Annotated in this window: 21 protein-coding genes and 2 tRNA genes; 6 read left to right on the top strand and 17 right to left on the bottom strand. The window is 40.2% G+C overall.

Going from position 1 to position 21,985, the window contains the following annotated elements; all coding sequences use genetic code 11:
* Positions 1-9 precede the first annotated feature (9 nt).
* From R2S10_RS16675 to R2S10_RS16655, 5 genes are all read right to left on the bottom strand, one after another.
* Positions 10-1,161, bottom strand: coding sequence for an efflux RND transporter periplasmic adaptor subunit (locus R2S10_RS16675; protein WP_316841554.1), 1,152 nt, complete (start codon positions 1,159-1,161; stop codon positions 10-12).
* Between the two features lie 87 nt (positions 1,162-1,248).
* The gene (locus R2S10_RS16670) at positions 1,249-4,425 is read right to left on the bottom strand and encodes an efflux RND transporter permease subunit (RefSeq protein ID WP_316841553.1); all 3,177 of its coding nucleotides are present in this window, start codon (positions 4,423-4,425) and stop codon (positions 1,249-1,251) included.
* Positions 4,426-4,431: 6 nt separating this feature from the next.
* Positions 4,432-5,820 (bottom strand): TolC family protein, encoded by a 1,389-nt coding sequence (locus R2S10_RS16665; protein ID WP_316841552.1) that lies wholly within the window; start codon positions 5,818-5,820, stop codon positions 4,432-4,434.
* 77 nt (positions 5,821-5,897) lie between these two features.
* Complete coding sequence (locus R2S10_RS16660; protein ID WP_316841551.1) at positions 5,898-6,314, bottom strand: hypothetical protein; 417 nt, start codon at positions 6,312-6,314, stop codon at positions 5,898-5,900.
* 60 nt (positions 6,315-6,374) lie between these two features.
* Positions 6,375-6,827, bottom strand: a complete 453-nt coding sequence (locus R2S10_RS16655; RefSeq protein WP_316841550.1) for a DsrE family protein — start codon at positions 6,825-6,827, stop codon at positions 6,375-6,377.
* A gap of 224 nt (positions 6,828-7,051) precedes the next feature.
* Between R2S10_RS16655 and R2S10_RS16650 the strand changes: the two genes are divergently transcribed.
* Complete coding sequence (locus R2S10_RS16650; RefSeq protein ID WP_316841549.1) at positions 7,052-7,960, top strand: hypothetical protein; 909 nt, start codon at positions 7,052-7,054, stop codon at positions 7,958-7,960.
* 124 nt (positions 7,961-8,084) lie between these two features.
* Here the strand turns inward: R2S10_RS16650 and R2S10_RS16645 are convergent, their stop codons facing one another.
* The 4 genes from R2S10_RS16645 to R2S10_RS16630 all read right to left on the bottom strand — a co-directional run bounded on the left by R2S10_RS16645 (position 8,085) and on the right by R2S10_RS16630 (position 10,993).
* A complete protein-coding gene (locus R2S10_RS16645; protein WP_316841548.1) occupies positions 8,085-9,092 on the bottom strand; it encodes an LLM class flavin-dependent oxidoreductase in 1,008 nt (335 codons plus the stop codon).
* An 87-nt stretch (positions 9,093-9,179) separates the two neighbouring features.
* Positions 9,180-10,211, bottom strand: coding sequence for a LacI family DNA-binding transcriptional regulator (locus tag R2S10_RS16640; RefSeq protein ID WP_316841547.1), 1,032 nt, complete (start codon positions 10,209-10,211; stop codon positions 9,180-9,182).
* A gap of 144 nt (positions 10,212-10,355) precedes the next feature.
* Positions 10,356-10,428, bottom strand: a tRNA-Phe gene (locus tag R2S10_RS16635).
* A gap of 492 nt (positions 10,429-10,920) precedes the next feature.
* Positions 10,921-10,993: transfer RNA gene (locus R2S10_RS16630), tRNA-Phe, on the bottom strand.
* Between the two features lie 176 nt (positions 10,994-11,169).
* On the opposite strand from R2S10_RS16630, the gene R2S10_RS16625 reads away from it, so the two are divergent.
* The 3 genes from R2S10_RS16625 to R2S10_RS16615 are packed head-to-tail and all read left to right on the top strand — an operon-like array spanning position 11,170 to position 14,083.
* Complete coding sequence (locus tag R2S10_RS16625; protein WP_316841546.1) at positions 11,170-12,465, top strand: 4Fe-4S dicluster domain-containing protein; 1,296 nt, start codon at positions 11,170-11,172, stop codon at positions 12,463-12,465.
* Positions 12,466-12,495: 30 nt separating this feature from the next.
* Positions 12,496-13,296 carry a (Fe-S)-binding protein gene (locus R2S10_RS16620; protein WP_316841545.1) on the top strand — a complete coding sequence of 267 codons (801 nt, stop codon included), beginning with the start codon at positions 12,496-12,498 and terminating at the stop codon, positions 13,294-13,296.
* Entirely contained in the window at positions 13,286-14,083 is a 798-nt protein-coding gene (locus tag R2S10_RS16615; RefSeq protein ID WP_316841544.1) for an MBL fold metallo-hydrolase, read from the top strand. Before R2S10_RS16620 ends, R2S10_RS16615 begins: the two co-directional genes overlap by 11 nt.
* Here the strand turns inward: R2S10_RS16615 and R2S10_RS16610 are convergent.
* On the bottom strand, positions 14,049-14,534 hold the full coding sequence (locus R2S10_RS16610) for a hypothetical protein (RefSeq protein WP_316841542.1): 486 nt from the start codon (positions 14,532-14,534) through the stop codon (positions 14,049-14,051). The genes R2S10_RS16615 and R2S10_RS16610 overlap by 35 nt on opposite strands.
* Before the next feature lie 48 nt (positions 14,535-14,582).
* On the opposite strand from R2S10_RS16610, the gene R2S10_RS16605 reads away from it, so the two are divergent.
* A complete protein-coding gene (locus tag R2S10_RS16605) occupies positions 14,583-15,062 on the top strand; it encodes an ABC transporter ATPase (protein WP_316841541.1) in 480 nt (159 codons plus the stop codon).
* 44 nt (positions 15,063-15,106) lie between these two features.
* On the opposite strand, the gene R2S10_RS16600 is transcribed toward R2S10_RS16605, so the two are convergent.
* The 6 genes from R2S10_RS16600 to R2S10_RS16575 all read right to left on the bottom strand — a co-directional run bounded on the left by R2S10_RS16600 (position 15,107) and on the right by R2S10_RS16575 (position 19,405).
* Entirely contained in the window at positions 15,107-16,135 is a 1,029-nt protein-coding gene (locus R2S10_RS16600; RefSeq protein ID WP_316841540.1) for an isoaspartyl peptidase/L-asparaginase, read from the bottom strand.
* A 39-nt stretch (positions 16,136-16,174) separates the two neighbouring features.
* Positions 16,175-16,897 carry a monofunctional biosynthetic peptidoglycan transglycosylase gene (gene mtgA, locus R2S10_RS16595; protein WP_316841539.1) on the bottom strand — a complete coding sequence of 241 codons (723 nt, stop codon included), beginning with the start codon at positions 16,895-16,897 and terminating at the stop codon, positions 16,175-16,177.
* Between the two features lie 110 nt (positions 16,898-17,007).
* Positions 17,008-17,451 carry a 50S ribosomal protein L9 gene (gene rplI / locus R2S10_RS16590; RefSeq protein ID WP_265840761.1) on the bottom strand — a complete coding sequence of 148 codons (444 nt, stop codon included), beginning with the start codon at positions 17,449-17,451 and terminating at the stop codon, positions 17,008-17,010.
* Between the two features lie 10 nt (positions 17,452-17,461).
* Positions 17,462-17,725: a 30S ribosomal protein S18 gene (gene rpsR, locus R2S10_RS16585; RefSeq protein ID WP_008244392.1), complete on the bottom strand. Its 264-nt coding sequence runs from the start codon at positions 17,723-17,725 to the stop codon at positions 17,462-17,464.
* Positions 17,725-18,087 carry a 30S ribosomal protein S6 gene (rpsF, locus tag R2S10_RS16580; RefSeq protein ID WP_062550348.1) on the bottom strand — a complete coding sequence of 121 codons (363 nt, stop codon included), beginning with the start codon at positions 18,085-18,087 and terminating at the stop codon, positions 17,725-17,727. The genes rpsR and rpsF overlap by 1 nt, the downstream gene beginning before the upstream one ends.
* An 82-nt stretch (positions 18,088-18,169) precedes the next feature.
* Positions 18,170-19,405, bottom strand: coding sequence for a hypothetical protein (locus tag R2S10_RS16575; protein WP_316841538.1), 1,236 nt, complete (start codon positions 19,403-19,405; stop codon positions 18,170-18,172).
* Positions 19,406-19,547: 142 nt separating this feature from the next.
* Between R2S10_RS16575 and R2S10_RS16570 the strand changes: the two genes are divergently transcribed.
* The gene (locus tag R2S10_RS16570) at positions 19,548-21,413 is read left to right on the top strand and encodes a DNA polymerase III subunit gamma/tau (RefSeq protein ID WP_316841537.1); all 1,866 of its coding nucleotides are present in this window, start codon (positions 19,548-19,550) and stop codon (positions 21,411-21,413) included.
* Here the strand turns inward: R2S10_RS16570 and R2S10_RS16565 are convergent.
* Complete coding sequence (locus R2S10_RS16565) at positions 21,391-21,813, bottom strand: hypothetical protein (protein ID WP_316841536.1); 423 nt, start codon at positions 21,811-21,813, stop codon at positions 21,391-21,393. The two genes, R2S10_RS16570 and R2S10_RS16565, sit on opposite strands and share 23 nt — an antisense overlap.
* Between the last annotated feature and the right edge of the window lie 172 nt (positions 21,814-21,985).

Raw genomic sequence — 21,985 nt, 5'->3', positions numbered from 1 at the left:
AATAGCTGTTTATGGCCGCTCTCCTTCCTTCAGCTCTTCGCTTCCTTTTTTAAAGACCTGATCATTCACGTTTAAGTCGCCAAATACTTCCATTAATGCGCCTTTGCGAGTTCCGATCATCACCGGAACCCTTTTAATAACCTGATTTTCTAATTTCAGAATAAACACTCCTGATTGTGCCTGTACTACCGCTGAAGCGGGTAACCAAAAGGTAGGTTCTGGCCTGCGCATATCCAGTTTGACTTGTGCATACTCTCCTCCCCCTAACTGTCCGTCTTTATTGGGTACATCAAATTCGGCCGTCACCGACCTCAATTTTTGCTGTAAAAAAGAAGCATTTCTAGACAGGGAAGCATGAAATACCTTGCCCGGTAAAGCGCTCACCGTAAAAGAAGCTTTGGTATCTTTTGAAATCGCACGACTATGTTTCTCAGGAACCGCAATTGTTAACCTAAGTCGATCATTCTGAACAATCGAAAACAAGGGAGTTGCACTGTTCTCTCCAACCAATGCGCCAACAGAAACATTTTTCTCCATTACCGTACCATCAAAAGGCGCTCTAAGGTTTAAATATTGTTGTAACTGATCAGAGATACGGGTATTAGATTTGATAGCTGCATAGGCCGCACTGTCGCTTCTTAGCTTACTCCAGGCCTTATCCAACTCTATAGCTGCCACCGCCCCGGATTTGCTTGCTGCTTTCTTTAAACGGTCATAACTCTGGCGACTGTACAGATAATCTTCATAAGACTTTTGCTCATCAGATTTAGCCGACTGATAACGCTGGGCGATTTCTGGAGCCTCCAAAACTGCTAGCAATTGCCCTTTTTTTACTTTAGTACCACGATCTACGAAGATTTTCTTCACAAATCCCTTTACTTTTGGATACACCAGTACCTCTTCATAAGGCTTCAGTTCACCGGGCAAGGACAGCTGATATACTGGTTGTTCCAGAACAGGTTTCACAAAACCTGTTCCAGATCCCTTAGCAGTAGCTCCGCCTTTACCATTATCATTATTGAGGGAGTCAGTTGCCCTTTTTTCAATACCAGGCTTCCCTTCGTTGCTCTCTTTTGATTGTCCAGAGGAACACGCTGTTAATACCATAGGGACCAACAGCAACAGGGTATATTTATAGTTTTTTAAAGAATTAGTTTTCATTGGATTATATTTTTTTTCAATGGTGACGAAGCGATCATATTCATTGCTTTTTGTAAGTATCCTAATAATGAAGGCTTCATGAGCGATTTATAAAGAAGAGGTTAATACATTTTTATTCATAGGATCATCTGGATCAAGACTAAGGCTATCTGTGGTTTTATTTTTCATCACCAACACAAAAAGCTGCGGTAAAACAAGTAATGCAGTGAAAGTGGATAAGATTAAACCGCCGATTACTGCTTGTCCCAATGGCGCAATTTGTTCCCCACCTTCTCCCATACCAACGGCCATAGGGACCATTCCGGCAATCATTGCCATTGTGGTCATTATAATCGGGCGTAATCGCGAAGAAGCAGCGAGTAATGCAGCCTGTTTCGCAGTCATACCATGTTTAAGTCGGTTTACTTCCGCCTGATTGATCATCAGCACCGCATTAGACACAGACACTCCGACCGACATAATAATTCCCATATAAGATTGTAAATTGAGCGTACTTCCTGAAGCTAATAACATCAGTAAACTTCCCCCAATCACCGCAGGAACAACAGCTAGGATCAATCCAGACAGTGCGAAAGATTGATAATAAGCCGTTAACATCAGGAAAATCACCACAATTGCAACAGCCAATCCCGTTTGTAATCCTGATAACGTTTCCTCCAATAGTGGCATCAAGCCCTCTGAGCTTACGATCACACCTCTAGGTGCCTCCCCAACCTTCTTTAAAACATCTTCTACTGCTTTTGAGGCCGCACCTAAATCAGCATCATGCATATTTGCCAATACGGTCACATACCTGTTTGGCCCCTGACGATTCACTTGAGCTGGTAATTTCACCATTTCCAATGTCGCTACATCTTCCAATACAGGACGTGGCTGACCTGACTTTAGGGGTAAGGAACGTAGCTTATCCAGAGATTCCATATCCGGTTCCGGCACTTGAACCTGCACCTGAAATACCAAACCAGACTTGGGATCTATCCAAAGGTTTTTATTAGTAAACCTGGTAGAGGATGTCGCCATGGTTAAAGCTTTACTCACATCATCCATGCTCAGACCAAACTGCGCTGCCAGCTCCCGGTTTACATTAATCTGTACACTCGGGTAATTGAGTGGTTCAGCAATTCGTACATCTCTTAAGAAAGGAATTTTTTTCAATTCTTCCTCAATCTTTAAGGCGTACTTCTCCGCTCCTTTAACTTGTCCGGCGGCAACCTTAATCTGCACAGGATTCATCGCCCCCTGACTCATAATTTTCTCCACCAACTCCATTGGTTCGAAACTAATCTGAAGCTCCGGCAATTGTTTCCCCACCTCTTTGCGAATTTGTTCTTTCAAACCGGCAATCGCCTGATCATAGATCTTTTGATCAATCGACAACTGAAATACTGCTTCATGCGAAGCGCTAGTGAAAAGAAAAATCGGGTTTATCGCTGTAGCAGAAGGTTGTAATCCAACATATGCAGAGCTGATTTTAACTGCTCCTTCAGGCATTTGAGCCTTAATGATTTTACTGAGCTTCATCAGGTAATCTTCGGTAATTTCGAGTCGACTTCCTTCCGGAGCGAGCATTCTGATCTGTAGATCTCCACTATTACTCGCCGGCATAATATCCGTACCAATCTTTTTACCGGATATTCCAATCATCACCAATACCAACAACGCATAAACACCAATCACCACAACCATTCGCTGCTGTCCCGCACGAATCAATATCAGGTAACGGCGCTTAAACTTTTCAAACCTCGTCAGCTTCTTCTTATGAAGACTAATCTTATGGTGTTGAAAAAGCTCTGGCTTCATTAACCAGTTTGCCAGAATAGGCACGAAAGTCTGGGAAGCGATAAAAGAAGCGATCATCGCAAAAGCAACGGCTAGCGACAAAGGCATAAACATATCCTTTGGAATCCCTGTCATCATGAAAGAAGGGATCAATACCGCCAGAATACAGAAAAGGATCAAGATTTTAGGAATGGAAATTTCCAATAAAGCATCCAGAATAGCCCACTGTTTGGGTTTCTCCATTTCAAAATGCTGGTGTATGTTTTCTATGGTTACTGTGGCTTCATCCACTAAAATTCCAATTGCGAGTGCCAGTCCACTTAGTGTCATCACATTGATGGTTTGCCCAAACATATACAGCATAATAACTGCTGAAAGTATCGCGATGGGAATTGTAAGCACCACAATTAAGGCACCTCTGGAGTCCCCAAGAAAAAGAAAGACCATTAATCCCGTTAGTATCGCGCCTAAAACACCTTCATGAATCAGGTTTTCCAGAGAGCGTTCAATGTAACCACTCTGGTCAAATACATATTTCACATCGACATCTTCAGGTAGTGCCGCTTTCAATTTTGGAATAGAAGATTTTAGGTTTTCTACCACTTTAAGGGTAGAAGCATCAGCCTTTTTAATAACCGGAAGGTACACAGAACGCTTGCCATTAATGACCGCATATCCTGTGGTCACATCCGCTGCATCTTCTACAGTACCAATATCTTTTACAAGTACATTAGTTCCGGAACCTGTTCTAATGGGGATATTCAAGAATTCCTCAGGTCCTGTGGCCATAGTATTAGCCGGGCTCATCAGGTTCTGATCGCCGATTCTGATATTTCCGGCGGGCGCAGGAAAGTTATTTTTCGCAATCGCCATTGTCACTTCCTCTGCGGATAAACCATAAGAAAGCATGAGTTCTGGGTTCACCTTCACTACCATTGTACGGGCATTTCCACCGAAAGGGGCTGGTGCCGTAACACCGGGAATGGTCACAAACATAGGTCTTATTTTGGTCAGTGCGAGTGTCTGCAGTTCCGTAATAGAACGCTGAGAACTTTCAAACACCAATTGACCGATGGGTAATGAACTGCCATCAAAACGGACTACCTGCGGGGGAACTGCTCCTGGAGGTAGGAATCCCATCGCTCTGGCTACCTGCGCAGCCAATTCTCCAGATGCCTGGGCCATATCCGTTCCCGGATAAAAAGTGAGCTTCATCAGCGTAAATCCCTGTACACTTTTAAAGTCAATTCCCTTTACTCCTGATACAAAAATGAGAACCTTTTGAAACTCATTGGCCATAAAGCCGTCCATATAAGCAGGAGTCAAGCCGCCATAAGGCATGGCAATATAAATCACCGGTAACTCCACCTTAGGAAAAATATCCACATTGATATTTTTGATGGCCGTAAAAGAAAAATAGGCGATCGCCAACACGGCCACCATTATTGTTAAAGGTTTTTTTAACGCAAACCTGATCATATTCATAATGTCTTATTTAAGTTGGTTGAACAGAAAACTGTAATCACCGCTCAACTCTGCCTTCGTATTTAGCTGAGTCCACAGCTCCTGATGAACTTCAATATTGCTTTTTTCTACCTGCTGTAATAAAGATTGAATCTGCAGAAGATCCGTTAGGTTAATTAGGCCCGCCTCATACCTCGACAAATAAAGCACATAAGCATCGGTCGTTTTTAGAACTGCCGATCCAGTTTTTGTCACCTGTTTTAGCTGCGCCTGAATTCTGGAAGAGATCGCCTGCAGGCTAGTATTCATTTGGAGTTTTTGCAGCTGGTACCTGGATTGTGCTGCGTCAACCTGCTTTTGCGCACGTTTCTTTTCTACCGAGCCCGTATATAGGCCCGTTAAGTTCCAACTTAGTCCAAGGCCAACAAGATAGTTTTGTGCCCCATTATTAAATCCCGAGGAATAACTATTTTGCAGGCTTCCATCAGGATTGATTCCAGTGCCACGTGCAGAAAGCCCTGCCAACAAGGAAATAGAAGGCAGTTGCTTCTTCCCTATTACTTCCTTCTGCAAAACTTGCACCCTTAGTTGTTTGTCTAGTGTTTCCAGAAAAGGATGTTTAGCAGCAACAGAATCTGCATTTTCTATGGTAAATAGCTTAGCCATGTACTGCTGGACTGGCAAAACCTGCTCTCCAACCAATGCTGGTGCCAATTCTTTAAGCTTGATTTGTCCTGCTTGATATCTTCCGATCCAATCTTCCTGTTGTGCCTGGGCCTGTAAGTAAGCCGCCGCCGCGAGTGCGGTATCAGCACCTGGCTTTAATCCGGCCTCAGCCAAACTCACCGATAGGTCAAAAATCTCTTTTACACGCAGCGCATTTTGATCTGCCCAACTTCTACCGGAACTGGTATACATCAGATCCAGATACCGACCTGTAGTTTTGGCCAACAGTGACAATTTGGACGCTTCATAATTGCTTTTTGCTTCCTGCACTTCATATCCCGCAGCCTCAATCATCTTTTGTTGCTTACCGAACTGAGACACTTTCCAGTCCATCAACACAGAACCGAAACTGTTCATCGTTGTACCCGACCCTGGTTGATCTGCAGCACCCTTTCCGCTCACATTAAAAACGCCGGGAACTGGAAAAAAAGCGCCATTCGTTCCTTCAAAGGTGCCAAATGAGTTTTGTAATTGTAATTGGACCTGTGGAATTGCAGCATTATGCAATTCCTTTTTACGATATTCGGATTCTCCAATCTTCGCCTGCTTTTCAGTAAGCGATGGATATTGATCCACTGTTAACTCCCATAAATGGGAAAGAGAAAGTTCCTTATGCTGTTGCGAATATCCGCTGATACCCGATAGCATCAGCAACATACCCGTCAAATAAAGAGGGTTTTTCTTCATCATCAATAATTAAAATTTTAGAAATAAGTAATGGGGCGTACCTCAGAATGAGCTACACCTGCTAGATGAACAGCGGGATGCTATATCAGTAAAAGCCTGTTTTTGATAAACAGGGGAACCGGGGAACCGGCAGGAACCAAACCTGAACTTACTATTGACAGTTTGTCTTTCTTTAGAAACAATACCGACAACAGGAAGGTTGGTAACAGAAAAAATAACATCAGAGCCGATGATGACTTCTGCGTCATGCTCTGTTTAAAAAAGAAATTTCCATCTTCGGAAGGTAGCGCAACCGCACAAGAAAGTGCAGCATCAGTAATCAGTAAATCTCTTGACGATAAAATCTTATTAAGCTTCATCGCCGTCTGACTAACAGGGCTAACTTCCGTAAAAAAAGATTGAAGACCTTTTCTCACAGCACAGGCAGAAAGTAAAAAACAGCCCATCAGTACAAATAACAGCAAGGACTTACCTCTGCCGGCATTTTGATGGATCATGGGTTTTAATAATTTATGCATGTGCTGCAAACATAGCCTTTTTTAGGCTTACAAAAAATGTTATGGGTGAACAATTGCCCAGCCTTCTGCCTGACGAATGATAATTTCACCATTGCCAGAAGGCACAAAGCTGATGAAATCAAACAGTTCTGATTTATCAATTTTTCGTTCTCTTAACGTGTTTTCACATTGTGCTAAAACTACCCCTTTAGCTTGTAAAGCCTTTAATGTAGCTTCATAGTTGTTGTTTTTATTGTAAACAGCTACACCATCGCCGAACACAATTAGCTCTACTTCCAATTTGCCTTTCAAACGGGGATCTTCTAATGCATTTTTTATGTTACGTAAACAACCATTGATTCTTTTCTCTTCTCCATTATTTAAAACATATAGGGCTTTATAATGCTTTTTTGTCGCTTTTGCACCAGTAAATACCGGTGTATTTTGAGCCATTACAGGGGTTAAAAATGCGCTACATACAAATAAGGATAGGATCAGCAGGAGATTTCTCATGTTAAATTTGGTTAAGGATTTAGAATTGCAATATATGTTTTTTAATGGGCTGGATCAAAATCCAGAGCTAAGGAGATTTCATATCTTTGGCCTGTTCTACTCAAAAACAATAGTGTATGCCTCACAAAATAAGCATCCTTGCTTCATTAACAGAAATAGTCGTACGGACCACTGCTGTGGAACAGCTATTGCCAGCACCACTACTTTAAGCAACAAAATCTGATATGCCTGCTCAACCACTCTATCGTCTTTTTATCTCGGTTATTTTCTTTGGCATCGGCCTGCTTCTCTTCCTGGGTTCCTGTAGGAATGAAGAAAAGCAGGATCAGCATCCTGAAATAAAATATTTTCCGGCCTTTACTGCTTCAAATAACCACATTCAACTCCAGAAACTCAGTAAAGACAAAGAAGATGTACGAAGAGTTTATGTTTCCAGGGATAAAAAAAAATTGATTGTATTGCTAAAAACATTGGAAAAATCTCCTGTTAACAATTACCATTTTAGGGTCTATGATGAAAAGTTAAACCTGGTTAAAGAAATCACTGCAGCTGATTTAGATGGCTTATTTGGTCAAGACGACCTGGAAAATATTTATGCTGGTAAAGGTTATTTTGAACACCATACTTTTCAATATCGCCCAATTCAACAATTACGAATTACAGATCAACCACGAAAAAACAAAAATTTTATAGAAAAGGACATGAAGAGCTTTGAGGAAATGCTAAAAATGGGTGACACGTTACTTAGCTTTCAACGAAAAGACTATAAAGGCAGTTTTTATTTCCTTAAAAATTCAGGAACAGTTTACCAGCTGTTTTTTAAAGACTGCTCCTATTGCGAAGGAAAGTACAATGCTGCTGAGTCCGTCTCAGAATATCGTGCAGCTGATAATGGTGCTGATCAGGTATTAAAGCCCTCAGAAAGAGCTTTACGTGGATGGATTCAAAAAGAGCCCTTATTCTATTACCACGTAAAAATCGGAAACGAATCAGCCGCCTTCAAAATCAGTTATCTAAATGAAAACTTATCTGCCCAGATTAAGAAAATCGACTTTGCTGGAAAGCCTCTGCTGTTATACCAATTACCTGGCAAAGCGTTTAGCACCCTTTATTTTTTCAAGATTGCTAATTAAAGCATCCCTTTCCCATCATCTCCATACAACTAGCACCTCCAGAAGATGCAAAAACCCGCATAAAATAGGAATAGATCTTAGGATTTCACTATCTCTTTTATGCGGGTGTAAACAATTGTTTAAACTAAATGCCTTTAAACACCTCTGAAAGCAATTGATAAGAAGTTAACCTTGCCTTATGATCGTAAATATGAGAAGTGGCCATAATTTCGTCTACCTGCGTCTGATCCAGGAATTGTTGAAGATCCTTTGAAATTGTCTCTTTAGTACCTGTAAAAGTACAAGCCAACATTTGTCCGGCTTGCTCCTCTTCATATTCCGTCCAAACCTCATCCATATTATCAACTGGCGGTTGCAAAAGCATGCGTTTTCCAGTTACAATTCCTCGGAACAACTGGTATAAAGAAGTCGCTATTTTATTAGCTTCTGCATCGGTATCAGCAGCCACCACATTCACACAAGCCAACACATATGGCGTTTTTAAATGCTCCGAAGGTTTAAAATTCTGTCTATAAATTTGAATTGCCGTCATGAATTGTGCGGGTGCAAAATGACTCGCGAAGGCATAAGGTAAACCCAATGCAGCGGCCAAACGGGCACTATCCGTACTGGAACCAAGAATCCAGATTGGAATATCTAAACCTTCGCCAGGAATAGCCCTAACACTGCTATTGCAGTTTTCCGCAGAAAAATAAGCCTGAAGTTTCAATACATCCTGCGGGAAACTATTTGCCGCATTCATTCTTTCGCCACGAATGGCCATTGCAGTTACTTGATCTGTGCCTGGGGCTCTTCCTAAGCCGAGGTCGATTCTTCCCGGGTATAAGGATTCCAAAGTACCAAACTGCTCAGCAATTACTAATGGTGAATGATTAGGCAACATAATCCCTCCAGAACCCACTCTAATGGTTTTTGTTGCACCGGCAATATGTCCGATCACTACAGAAGTAGCAGAACTTGCCACACTAATCATATTGTGATGTTCGGCCAACCAGTATCGATGATACCCCCAGTTCTCTGCATGTTTCGCAAGGTCAGCACTATTTTTAAAAGTATCAGCAGGAGTTTTCCCCTCTATAACAGTAGCCAGATCCAATACTGAATATGGAATGGAAGTCAGTTCTTTCTTCATGTGAATTAAATAATCACAAAAGTACGACCAAATTACTTCCTATATCGGTCACATTATGTGTTATGACTTTCAATTCACAAGTCGTAATTAAGACTTGACTTTTGCTACCGTAGAGCCTCTTTCTATGAGATTTGATGAAATCTGTAGTTTTGTTGTGGGCCCTTTCTCCATAGAATTTCCTTTAATTTGAGCAAGCAAAATGTCAATTCCATATTTAGCAATCTGATATACCGGCTGCTGAATGGTGGTGATTCCCGGAGGGTATAGGCTGAAAATTTCGGTATCATCGAAACTAATAAAAGCAAGATCATGGGGAATTTGCAGTCCCAACTCTTTAACGCTGATAATCCCCATAACCCCCAAATAATTGGTGGTGAATAGAATTGCGTCCATTTCAGGATGTGCCTCTATAAACGTTTTTATTTGTTGAATCCCCTCCTGTTTATCCGCAAGATAAGGTACCTTAAAAATCAACTTCTCGTCTTCAGCTATTTCGTTCCTTCTCAATGCACCTTGATAACCTCTTAAACGTTCCTGTAATTGAATCAAATCCAAATCTGAGGTTACAAAACCTATATTTCTATAGCCACCTGCAATAAAACAACTCACCGCTTTATCTACACTATTATAATTGTCGACCAACACATGAGGGATGTTCAACTCGGGGAAATACCCATCTACCAGCACCACAGGTTTTCCCTGATTCATGAGCTTCTGTACCTCTTCTTCCAGGCCCTTTAAAGGAGTAATGATATACCCATCTACCAATTGCTGGGTCAGCATGCGAATTACGTCTTTTCCTTTTTGAACATTATTATCCGTGCTGCAATAAATAATCCTATAACCCGATTTTTCTGCCTCCGCCTCAATCACTTTACTCATTTCACCGAAAAAAGGTCCCCCAATATTTTCCACCACCAGGCCGATAACTTTAGAAACACCAGTGCGCAAGCCAATAGCCATTCGATTAGGTTCATAACCTATCTCCTTAGCCGTATCCAGAATTTTTTTGCTGATCTCTTTACTGATATGCCCTTTGCCATTTAAAACAAAGGAGACCGTAGTAATGGAAGTATTGGTCAGTTTTGCGATGTCTTTAATAGAAACCTTTTTGCTCATCGTATTTTTATAAAAAAACCTTGCGGTTATTATCCAGATAAATTTCAGGGATGAAAAGAATGGTAAAGTCCAAGGTTACGATAAATAACACAAAAAAATATGTATAAAACAAGAAAGCTCCAGATTTCTCTGAAGCTTTTGAAGTGGTGTGGGCCGGGATCGAACCGGCGACACAAGGATTTTCAGTCCTTTGCTCTACCGACTGAGCTACCGCACCTTTTTTAAAATCTTGTCCCGTTGTTTGGGATTGCAAATGTAGGGTCTTTTTTTGAAAAACAAAATATTTTTTGAAAATACTTAAATAAGTATAGGACTTGAATTAAAAAACCGAGCCTAACCATTTATAAACTAGCAGAATCCGTTGGATATTTTTTTTAAAAAAAAAAAGGAATATATTTTCCCCGACGCCTAATATCCCAGGTACCTGAGTTCGACATCCATTCAAGTTGCGCTTTAATACTCTTAATCTTTAATAGGTCCTTCATAGGTAGTTGATAGGTCCTTGATAGATCTAAATGACCTTTCAACGATGGTTTGAAGACCTACTAAAGTCGTGCTTAATATGGATAAATATAAAGGGCATATCGAACTCATTCCGAAAGCAGCTTAAACTGCCTTTAGATTTTATAATGACCCAGACATAGTTGAAATTGAAAAATGAAAAGCTTATAAAACAAGAAAGCTCCAGATTTCTCTGAAGCTTTTGAAGTGGTGTGGGCCGGGATCGAACCGGCGACACAAGGATTTTCAGTCCTTTGCTCTACCGACTGAGCTACCGCACCGTTTAATAATCTTGTCCCTTATTTGGGATTGCAAATGTAGTATCTTTTTTTGTAATTCAAACATAAATCTTCTTTTTTTATTTAAAAAAATAATAAACACGCTTTTTATGCTTGCATAGTAATTTGTTTTGCGGGATTTCTTTTAACTTAGCAACACGATAATCAGAATCAGAAAAATGGTGTTACAAATCCTATTTATAGCAATTACGCTGGCAGCAGTAGCCTTGTTCAGTTATAATTTAAAGAAAGTGATCCGCAACATTCGTATAGGAAAAGCGGCAGACCGAACTGATCAACCTCAAAAAAGGTTCATGACCATGGTCAAGGTAGCCCTCGGACAAACGAAAATGTTCTTTCGTCCGATTCCTGCATTTCTACACCTTATCGTTTACGCAGGCTTTATCATCATAAATATCGAGGTATTAGAGATCATGATTGATGGTATTTTCGGTACACACCGAATTTTTGGTGGCCTTGGTTCCATTTATAACTTTTTAATTGGTTCTTTTGAAGTTCTGGCTTTAGGCGTATGGTTGGGCTGTGCAGTGTTCCTCATTAGAAGAAACATTATCAAATTAAAAAGGTTTAGTGGGGTCGAAATGACCAGCTGGCCTAAATCTGATGCCAATTACATCCTGATCACCGAAATATTACTGATGACTGCCTTCTTATTAATGAATGCAGCAGACACGAAATTACAGGCCATGGGTGCCACACATTACACCCTAGCAGGATCTTTTCCGGTGAGCCAATACCTTTCTAATTTATTACCAAATTCAGAAGGCGCGCTTATTGCAATAGAAAGAGGCTGCTGGTGGTTCCACATCATTGGAATTTTAGCCTTTCTGAATTACCTACCCTACTCGAAACATTTCCATATCCTGTTTGCTTTTCCAAATACTTATTTCTCCAACCTGGAGCCTAAAGGAGAATTTACGAATATGCTGAGTGTAACCAATGAGGTAAAAGCAATGCTGGATCCTTCATTTACACCACCAGCAGCTGAACCAGGTAAATTTGGCGCTAAAGATGTGAACGATCTGAGCTGGGTGAACCTGATGAATGCCTATACCTGTACTGAATGTGGTAGATGCACTTCGGTATGTCCGGCAAACATCACCGGAAAGTTATTGTCTCCAAGAAAAATCATGATGGATACCCGCGACCGTTTAGAGGAAGTAGGAAAAAATATAGATAAAACCGGAAACGGATTTGATGATGGAAAGTCATTGATAGACTCTTACATCAGCAGAGAAGAAATATGGGCCTGTACCAGCTGTAATGCATGTACTCAAGCCTGTCCAATCAACATTGACCCATTGTCTATCATTACCGAACTGAGGAGATATGCAGTGATGGAGGAGTCTCAGGCTCCTGCCAGTATCAATGCCATGCTAGGCAATATTGAAAACAATGGCGCCCCATGGAAATACTCCCCTGCCGACAGATTGAACTGGGCCAAGGAAAGTTAATCAAAATATTAAATCTGATATTTAGCAAAGATGAGCGAGCAACTAAATTTTGAAGTGCCTACAATGGCAGAAATGATAGCGAAAGGCGAAGAACCAGAGATCCTTTTTTGGGTAGGTTGTGCTGGGAGCTATGATGAAAGAGCGCAAAAAACCACTCGTGATATATGTAAGATCCTACACCATGTAGGCATCAAATATGCTGTTCTTGGAACAGAAGAAAGTTGCACCGGAGATCCGGCAAAACGGGCAGGGAATGAATTCCTGTTCCAGATGCAGGCTATGACCAATATTGAAGTGCTTAATGGCTATAATATTAAAAAGATTGTAACCGGATGCCCTCATTGCTTCAATACCATTAAAAACGAATATCCAGGCTTAGGTGGCAGCTACGAAGTGATTCACCATACTCAATTGATACAGGATTTGATCAACGATGGTAAACTTAAAGCAGAAGGCGGAGAAAGTTTCAAAGGTAAGAAGATCACTTACCATGACCCTTGTTATTTAGGTCGCGGAAATGACGTTTATGAAGCTCCACGTAAAGCATTAGAGGTACTTGATGCACAGTTGGTGGAAATGAAACGTTGTAAGTCTAACGGATTATGTTGCGGTGCTGGTGGTGCACAGATGTTCAAAGAACCTGAGAAGGGGAATAAAGACATCAATATTGAAAGAATTGAAGAAGCACTTGAAACTCAACCACAAGTGATCGCAGCTTCTTGCCCTTTCTGTATGACCATGCTTCGTGATGGTGTGAAGATGAAAGATCAGGAGAAAAATGTACAGGTGTTAGACATTGCAGAAATTACAGCCAGAGCGAATGGCTTATAATCAACTTTCTATTGCCTCTTTAAATTCGGGTAGTAATGGCAATTGCTATTATGTGGGCAATGATGAGGATGCAATCCTTGTGGATGCCGGACTATCTTGTCGCGAGACTGAAAAGAGAATGTCAAGACTAGGTTTGAGTATGGATAAGGTGAGGGCGATTTTTATTTCTCATGAGCATACGGATCATATCAAAGGGCTGTCTGTACTTTCTAAAAAGTTCAATTTACCAGTGTACATTACCAATGGTACTTTAAACGGCTGCAAGTTTGACCTTAGACCTGATTTAATCCGGGCTTTACCAGCGCATCAGGCAATTCTGGTGGGAAACCTTTCTATAACTGGTTTCCCTAAAATACATGATGCTTCAGAACCTTACAGCTTTATGGTTTCCTACGGAGAAACTAATATTGGTGTATTTACGGATTTGGGAGCTGTTTGTGAACAGTTGACGCATTATTTTAAGCAGTGTCATGCTGCTTTCCTCGAAGCTAATTACGATGATGACTTGCTGAGTAAAAGCGCTTATCCATATTTTTTAAAGCAAAGAATCAGCGGAGGAAGAGGTCACTTGTCTAACAAGCTGGCATTAGAGCTCTTTACAGCGCATAAACCCGCTTTTATGAGTCACCTGCTCCTTTCCCATCTTTCCAAAGACAACAACTGTCCGGATCTGGTGGCCGACCTGTTTAAAGAACACGCCGGGGAGACAGCCATCATTGTGGCTTCAAGATATGTAGAAACCGAGGTATATACTATTTCTGAACCTGTAGCTGCTGGTTCATTTTAATCAGCCTTCCCGAAAGCTCAGACAAATCTTTTGCTTCGATTTTTTTGGTAGGGATCACCATAAAGGAAGCCATGCTATCTACATCTCCATCCTTTTTATCATTATACGTTTGCACGATGACATCCTCACCTTTGGTGAGGAAAAACAATCTTCCCGCAGTATCTGTCCCCGCATAATCTAAGCCTTTAAATTTCATCAGGTTAAAGGAGAAATATTCTACTTTTCCATTGGAAAAAAAACGCTTATAACGACAGAATCCACTGTTGGTAACATTAAGTTCGTAGCGTTCGACTTCCTGTTTTTCGGCAGTATGATCGTAGAGTTCAGTCAGCCTTTTCTGAAGATAAACAAGTTCCTCATCCAGAAAGGATTGCACCTTGAAAGCCATAAAAATCAGGCATGACAATACCCAGAGGCATATTTTCAAGTTTAATGTAAACTTTTTCATCATGATCACGTTTTAGAGAAATCAATTTAAATAAATTACTAAATTTGAGGTATGTCTTTTTCTCCACAATCAAAAGTTTGGGTATACCAAAGCAACCGTCCATTTACGGAAACTGAAGCCAATGCTATTCAGCAAAAACTGAATGATTTTACGGCACAATGGAAAGCGCATGGCCATCAGTTAGCTGCCAAAGCCTCCATACTTTACAACTTCTTTATTGTCATTACAGTAGATGAAGCCAGTGCAGGCGCAACGGGGTGTTCTATTGACGCTTCCGTAAGGATAATCAAAGAAATTGAACAGGAATATGGGGTTGATCTTTTCAACAGGTTCAATATGGCCTATAAGATCGACGGACAAATCATTGTGACCAATAAAGAAGATTTTGAAACACTGGTGAGTATTAAGAAAGTAAACCAAGAAACGATTGTTTTCAACAATATGGTACAGACATTGGAAGAATTCCAAACGAAATGGGAAGTTCCTTTTGAACAAAGCTGGCATAGCAAAGTGTTTGCACACTTGCTATAACCAACCAATACTCTACAACCACCTATTAAAAATGGGTGGTTTTTTTATTTATAAATAAGTACTTCTATTTTTCCATCCGCAGTAACGGTACCACGATACATACCAGCGGTATTGAAAGGCATGGCAACATGTCCTTGCTGATCCATCGCAATTAAACCACCATCACCACCCATTCTACCGACCTTTTCTATGGCGGCTTTTGAAGCTTCGACTACGGTCATCTTTTTATATTCCATCATGGCAGAAATATCATAAGCGACTACGTTTCTGATGTAAAACTCTCCCCAGCCTGTACATGAAATTCCTGCGGTTGCATTATTCGCATAAGTACCAGCACCTATAATTGGAGAATCTCCTACTCTGCCGTATTTTTTATTGGTCATACCACCAGTAGAGGTTCCTGCCGCCAAATTTCCTGCTTTATCTAGGGCTACAGCACCAACGGTACCGAATTTATAGTCTTTATTGATGCTGCCTAATTTTTCTGTTTTCTTATTGCCATGGTCGAGTACTGTTTTCACAGAATCCTGTTGAATTGCTTTTTGCAAACCGTCCCAACGTTCCTGAGTGAAGAAATATTTAGGATCTACAATTTCAAGTTTTGCCTGTTTCGCGAAAGCTTCGGCACCTGGCCCAACCATCATCACATGCTCAGATTTCTCCATCACAGCTCTTGCCGCACTGATTGGGTTTTTAATCACGGTTACTCCGGCAACAGCACCGGCCATCAATGTTTTACCGTCCATTATGGCGGCATCCATTTCATTCCTGCCGTCGTGGGTAAACACTGCGCCTTTTCCTGCATTGAATAAGGGTGAATCTTCCATCACATGGATGGCTACCTCTACTGCATCCAGACTTGATTTACCAGATTTAATGGCTTCATAACCGGCCTGAAGTGATTTGGTCAAACCAGCTACATAGGCAGCTTCCTTTTCAGGAGTCATGTTCTTTTTCAGGATGGTCCCGGCACCGCCATGAATCACCATTACATATTTCTGTTGTCCGTATACAGTACTGAAAAAGAAGATCAGTAAGCCAGACAGAAGATAGTTTATTTTAAATCTCATCATCTTATTAACGTTTTTAATGGCCGACTAGCCAGGTAATTATTAAAAATCAAGCGGACCTAACCTGCGCATGTTTTTCATGATCAGGTATTGTCTATGGCGAATATAAGGCGTTGCGTGTTTAGGAGACCAGCGGATTGGATTAGGGAAGCAAGCTGCGATTAATGCGGCCTGTGCTCTGCTCAACTTCCGGCAGGACTTTCCGTAGTATGCCTGTGAGGCAGCTTCAGCACCATAAATCCCATCTCCCATCTCTATTACATTTAGATAGACCTCTAGAATACGTTCTTTACTCCAGAAAATTTCAATAAGTAGGGTGAAGTATGCTTCAAAACCTTTACGAATCCAGGAACGACCAGGCCATAGGAATACATTTTTGGCAGTTTGCTGGGATATGGTACTTCCTCCTTTGATCTTTTTACCTTTCTGATTTCCCGCAAAGGCTTTTTCTATGGCTTTCACATCAAATCCGATATGTTCCAGGAAAAGCTGATCTTCTGCAGATACCGCAGCCCTTTTCATATTGTCGGAAATCTCATCAAAGTCCACCCATTTCTTTTCCATTTTATAGAGTTTACCATCCGCTTTACGCTCGATATTCCTTTGGACCATTAACAAAGTAATAGGGGGATTCACAAAACGATAAAATAGCACCCAGAGTACAGAAACCATCAAAAACCATAGGAATACTTTGGTGATGATGTTGGTAATCTTTTTAAATAAAGGGGATTTAGTTTTACCGGGAGTACGTTTCTTTGTTGCCATTACCCAAAGGTAATAAGATTGGGCAATTCCATATCTGTTGGTTGGAAAAAATGGCAATAAAAAAAGGGCTCTGATGAATCAGAACCCTTTTTTATATCGTATAGATAAGATTACTCAGCTACTACTGCGAAAGGAACTTTAACTTTCACTTCTTTGTGTAAGTTTAAGTTAGCGATATATTCACCAACAAATTTAGGTTCAGTTTCGAAAGTAATACGGCGACGGTCAACATCAAAACCTTGTTGTTTTAATGCGTCAGAAATCATGATAGTGTTTACTGCACCAAAAATCTTTCCTGTTTCACCAGCTTTAGCACCGATAGTTAACTTCACATCTACTAAACGTGCAGCGATACCATCAGCATCTTTCTTAATTTTATCTTGTTTAAAAGCAGCTTGTTTTAAGTTTTCTGCTAATACTTTTTTCGCTGAAGGAGTAGCCAACTGACCAAATCCTTGTGGGATTAAGTAGTTACGACCGTATCCTGGCTTTACATTAACGATATCGTCTTTCTCCCCTAGGGATTTGATATCTTGTTTTAAAATAATTTCCATTTCTCAGCTCCTATTTTAATTGGTCAGCAACAAAAGGTAACAAACCAATATGACGTGAGCGTTTTACCGCTTGTGCCACTTTGCGTTGGAATTTCAACGAAGTACCGGTTAAACGGCGAGGTAAAATTTTACCTTGATCATTGATGAACTTTAACAAAAAGTTTGCGTCTTTGTAATCAATATATTTAATTCCGTTCTTTTTGAAACGGCAATATTTTTTTCTGTTATCGTCCACTTTTGGAGCAGTAACATATTGTATTTGATCTTTAGCCATTATCCTGCAACCTCCTCTTTCTTAGGTTTTTTGTTAAAAGCACCACTGCGTTTCTTCTCATTATACGCAACCGCATGACGATCTAATCTAATGGTAAGGAAACGTAGAACACGCTCATCACGTTTTAGTTCTAATTCCAATTTACTTACTAATTCACCTGAAGATTTATACTCTGTAAGGTGGAAGAATCCGCTTGCTTTTTTCTCAATCGGATACGCTAATTTTCTCAAACCCCAATTGTCCTCTTGAACAATCTCGGCTCCGCTATCAGTGATGATTTTGCTGAATTTGGCTAATGCCTCTTTAGCAACCTCTTCTGATAACAACGGGGTTAGAACGATAACAGTTTCGTACTGATTCATTGTTATGATTAATTTATGTTTATTTCCCGCATTAAATACGGGGATGCAAATGTAGCAATAAATTATTAAAAATCAAATCATCTTAGTGTTTACCAAATAGATAGTTCAAGCCAAATCGGAGTCTTTGTCGCTCTACACTAAAATGTGTGTAGCTAGTCATCGAAGTAGGAACACTATAACCGGCTAACAATTCTATTCTTTTATTCCATACAACCCCTACATTAAGAGGAAATGATAGATAAAATTTATTCAGATCAAGTGGTACATCAACTTTTTTCAAATCATCTGTTAAGATCTCCTTCTCATATTTGAAATTCACCATGTTGTTGATCTTGGAATAATTTAGCCCCGGTCCAAGGCTCAAATAAAGCTTAAATTTATCCGCATTATAGATGTGATACAGCACTGAGGGTGTAAATATCACACTCAATTGATCAAAAGAATGTCCTCCAGCGGTACTGGTCACCTCACTTTTACTCATACCTAGCGCTAGCTCGATACGAAATGCCAGTCTGCGAACTGCAGGATTAGCGAAAAAGTCGACACCAGCACTAAACATTGGCGCTGCAGACATTTTTGATTTCGCATCCGCTGCCGCAAGCAAATGTTGCCCACGAAAAACGGTATTTGCAATATCCAAACTTAAACCTGCAAACCACCTGGATTGCTCAAACTTAGATTTCAGCTGTTGCTGGCCATTAATCAAAGTTGCGGTTTTGATGAGTTCATCTTCTTTATATTTTAACGTTGCTAATCTTCTTTCGTTTGATAAGGTCCATTTGTCATATTTTTTGATCAGAACCAATAACTGACGAGCATATTTCAGATTAGTTATTAACGTTCCAGATGCGCCTTCTTTGTAATAAAGCTGCATCACTAACTCGGTAGGAGTAGTATTCTCCCTATCTGAAATGTAAAACCTATTTTTGATACGGTCAGCATAGGAATATAAGGTAACATTTTGTCCAGTCTGCAATACCTGTAAAAAAACGGTATCCCTCGTTGAGGTGGTATCCACCACAGAGGTAATATTCGAAATATCAACAGAGCCCAAACTGATATCGGCTAAAAACCGTTGATAAGAAGCCCTGTCATCAATATGGCATGCCGCACAGTCTTTTAGGGTATAAGTTGTTGCTGTTGAATTCAAGTCAGTTTTAAAGACGAATGAAACTGGATTTTTCGCTCCTTCTCTATAGTCAATATATCCACGTAGTGTATCTTTCGCATTGGTGACTACATATCCTTTTTGGAAATTAGTCTGAGCATCGGTCATAAAGGGGAAGGCAAAAAAAAGCCAGAAAAGAAAGCGTTTCATAAATAATGTATATGTTTTTTACACAAAACTACACTAATTTTATAAATGTGAAAACTCAAAAAAGCTAAAGTTCCGAATTCTATCATTTTATTTTCCAACAAATCCTCTCTGCTCCATAAAAAATTTATAATTTCGTTGGCGAATGGAGAATTTTATAGTTTCAGCCCGTAAATACCGCCCGGCAACGTTTGAAACCGTTGTTGGTCAACATCACATTACAGGTACACTTAAAAATGCCATCAAGAATAATCAATTGGCTCAGGCTTTTTTATTCTGTGGGCCAAGGGGAGTGGGTAAAACAACTTGTGCAAGGATTCTTGCCAAAACAATCAATTGTACCAATCTGACTCCTGAACAGGAAGCTTGTGGTACCTGTGATTCCTGCGTTTCTTTTCAAACCGGCCATTCTTTTAATTTCCATGAATTAGATGCGGCATCAAATAACTCTGTTGATGATATCCGTAGTTTAATTGAACAGGTTCGTATCCCTCCTCAAGCAGGGAAATATAAGATCTATATTATTGATGAGGTCCACATGCTTTCAGCAAATGCTTTTAATGCTTTCCTGAAGACATTAGAAGAACCCCCATCTTATGCTATATTTATATTAGCAACTACCGAAAAACATAAGATCCTACCAACAATTCTTTCACGTTGTCAGATCTTTGACTTTAACAGGATTCAGGTTGATGATATTTCTAGCTTACTAAATAAAATTGCAGTACGTGAAAACATTAATGTTGAAGCGGACGGCTTACATATTATTGCCCAAAAGGCAGATGGTGGATTACGGGATGCCCTATCCATGTTTGACCAGATCGTTAGCTATACCAATAAAAACTTAACCTATAAGTCGGTAATTGACAATCTGAACATCCTGGATTATGATTACTATTTTAAACTGACTCAATATTTGCTAAGTGCTGATGTGAGCAATGCACTGATCCTTTTTGATGAAATCCTAAACAATGGCTTTGATGGGAATAATTTCATCAACGGATTGGCCAGTCACCTTAGGAATTTACTGGTAGCAAAGGATCCACAGACTACAAAATTATTAGAAGTAAGCGAGAACATTAAACAAAAATACATTAGTCAAAGTCAGCAGACACCCGTTTCTTTTGTACTTACTGCGTTAAATCTTGCCAATCAATGTGATCTTATTTATAAGAATAGCAAGAACCAGCGACTTCAGGTTGAATTGGCACTCATCAAAATGTGTCATATTCCGTCGGCCCTGCAACTTGCTCAACAACCTTCCCAAAACGCTGCAACTGACCAAAATCAGATTAAAAAAAAAACTAATGTAAGTCCGGCCATAGCGCCAACTCCTCCTATTTCATCACCAGGATCAGGATCATCTGAAGTACCAGCAGTAACACCGACACCAATACCTTATCAACAAGAAGATAGTATACCTGTTCTTGCCGAACCTGCACCAAAACCTATTCCGGCTGCAACGGCAAATGCACCCGTAAAATCGCTGACTGCACCTACGGCAAAAATTGCGCTAACACAAAAGATCAACCTGAACGGGAGCAATACCACAGGAACTTTCATTCCTTCATTAACGGATATGAATGCTAAATCTGGGGGTCCAGATAATGATGAGCCAAAATATATTAGTGGAGATGCAAGGGAGTCATTTTCGCAGGAGCAGTTATTGAGCTTATGGAATCAATATGCAGAAACCGCCAAAACTGCAGGAAAGATCAACATCTACACCTTGATGATTGGGGCAGAGCCTCAAATGGAAGGGACAGAAGTGATCGTTGCCAAAGTGGAACATAAACTACAGGAGGGACTTCTACAGGAAGAAATGGTGGATCTGATGAACTTCCTCAGACCCAGATTGAAAAATTTCAGCGTTTCCGTGAAAACTATTCAGGTGGCTCGTGAGGTCATTAATAGACTTTACACCAGTACTGAGAAGTATCAGTTTTTGGTGGATAAGAACCCGAAATTAGATGAGTTCCGCCGCAAGTTTAACCTTGATGTAAACCCTTAATTTTCTTTTTCGTTTCTGGAGTATCATTTATGGGATATCCTTCTTCATCAAGATCTTCACGTTCATCTTCGAGCGTTCTTCCTAGCAATTGGTCTTCAGGAGCAAGTACTACAATTTCCCCGTTATCAATGTGCATACCGGCTTCCTCCAGGTTTTCACCAATTTGCTCGTCATCCTTATACTCAGTACCGATATAGGGATTGGCTTCATCATAAGAAGAAATACTATCTTCGCCGTTAGGGGCAGAAGTGTCGTATGGCAAGGGATGGTCGTATTCCTTTTCAGGGCTTTTCACATCAAACACAAAACTATTTTTATCCTTATCATAAGCTAAATTGTCGAAATCCTTAGTCTCTCCCAGGTCTGTCGGATGAAGTTTATCCTTTTTTTCAGTACTCATAACGATCTAATTATACCATCATAACGTTATAAAATCTTTAATTGTTTTTGGATATTCTTATAAAATGAAGCTATAAACTCAAAATTGATATTCAAGATATGTCTGTACAAAAAATTAAAACAAGCCTAGCGGCAAACCTTTGAAAGTAAAAACCAATATCAGCTATAATAAA

It is taken from the genome of Pedobacter gandavensis (assembly GCF_032678745.1).
GTDB classification, from domain to species: Bacteria; Bacteroidota; Bacteroidia; order Sphingobacteriales; family Sphingobacteriaceae; genus Pedobacter; species Pedobacter gandavensis_C.
The sequence above is the reverse complement of the archived record's forward strand: the minus strand, read 5'-3'. Positions and strand labels throughout refer to the sequence as shown.

What these genes read in the sequence shown, in the direction of transcription:
- R2S10_RS16675 (WP_316841554.1), bottom strand. Translation starts at nt 1,161, where the DNA reads ATGAAAACTAATTCTTTAAAAAACTATAAATATACCCTGTTGCTGTTG.
- R2S10_RS16670 (WP_316841553.1), bottom strand. Translation starts at nt 4,425, where the DNA reads ATGAATATGATCAGGTTTGCGTTAAAAAAACCTTTAACAATAATGGTG.
- R2S10_RS16665 (WP_316841552.1), bottom strand. Translation starts at nt 5,820, where the DNA reads ATGATGAAGAAAAACCCTCTTTATTTGACGGGTATGTTGCTGATGCTA.
- R2S10_RS16660 (WP_316841551.1), bottom strand. Translation starts at nt 6,314, where the DNA reads ATGATCCATCAAAATGCCGGCAGAGGTAAGTCCTTGCTGTTATTTGTA.
- R2S10_RS16655 (WP_316841550.1), bottom strand. Translation starts at nt 6,827, where the DNA reads ATGAGAAATCTCCTGCTGATCCTATCCTTATTTGTATGTAGCGCATTT.
- R2S10_RS16650 (WP_316841549.1), top strand. Translation starts at nt 7,052, where the DNA reads ATGCCTGCTCAACCACTCTATCGTCTTTTTATCTCGGTTATTTTCTTT.
- R2S10_RS16645 (WP_316841548.1), bottom strand. Translation starts at nt 9,092, where the DNA reads ATGAAGAAAGAACTGACTTCCATTCCATATTCAGTATTGGATCTGGCT.
- R2S10_RS16640 (WP_316841547.1), bottom strand. Translation starts at nt 10,211, where the DNA reads ATGAGCAAAAAGGTTTCTATTAAAGACATCGCAAAACTGACCAATACT.
- R2S10_RS16625 (WP_316841546.1), top strand. Translation starts at nt 11,170, where the DNA reads ATGGTGTTACAAATCCTATTTATAGCAATTACGCTGGCAGCAGTAGCC.
- R2S10_RS16620 (WP_316841545.1), top strand. Translation starts at nt 12,496, where the DNA reads ATGAGCGAGCAACTAAATTTTGAAGTGCCTACAATGGCAGAAATGATA.
- R2S10_RS16615 (WP_316841544.1), top strand. Translation starts at nt 13,286, where the DNA reads ATGGCTTATAATCAACTTTCTATTGCCTCTTTAAATTCGGGTAGTAAT.
- R2S10_RS16610 (WP_316841542.1), bottom strand. Translation starts at nt 14,534, where the DNA reads ATGATGAAAAAGTTTACATTAAACTTGAAAATATGCCTCTGGGTATTG.
- R2S10_RS16605 (WP_316841541.1), top strand. Translation starts at nt 14,583, where the DNA reads ATGTCTTTTTCTCCACAATCAAAAGTTTGGGTATACCAAAGCAACCGT.
- R2S10_RS16600 (WP_316841540.1), bottom strand. Translation starts at nt 16,135, where the DNA reads ATGATGAGATTTAAAATAAACTATCTTCTGTCTGGCTTACTGATCTTC.
- mtgA (WP_316841539.1), bottom strand. Translation starts at nt 16,897, where the DNA reads ATGGCAACAAAGAAACGTACTCCCGGTAAAACTAAATCCCCTTTATTT.
- rplI (WP_265840761.1), bottom strand. Translation starts at nt 17,451, where the DNA reads ATGGAAATTATTTTAAAACAAGATATCAAATCCCTAGGGGAGAAAGAC.
- rpsR (WP_008244392.1), bottom strand. Translation starts at nt 17,725, where the DNA reads ATGGCTAAAGATCAAATACAATATGTTACTGCTCCAAAAGTGGACGAT.
- rpsF (WP_062550348.1), bottom strand. Translation starts at nt 18,087, where the DNA reads ATGAATCAGTACGAAACTGTTATCGTTCTAACCCCGTTGTTATCAGAA.
- R2S10_RS16575 (WP_316841538.1), bottom strand. Translation starts at nt 19,405, where the DNA reads ATGAAACGCTTTCTTTTCTGGCTTTTTTTTGCCTTCCCCTTTATGACC.
- R2S10_RS16570 (WP_316841537.1), top strand. Translation starts at nt 19,548, where the DNA reads ATGGAGAATTTTATAGTTTCAGCCCGTAAATACCGCCCGGCAACGTTT.
- R2S10_RS16565 (WP_316841536.1), bottom strand. Translation starts at nt 21,813, where the DNA reads ATGAGTACTGAAAAAAAGGATAAACTTCATCCGACAGACCTGGGAGAG.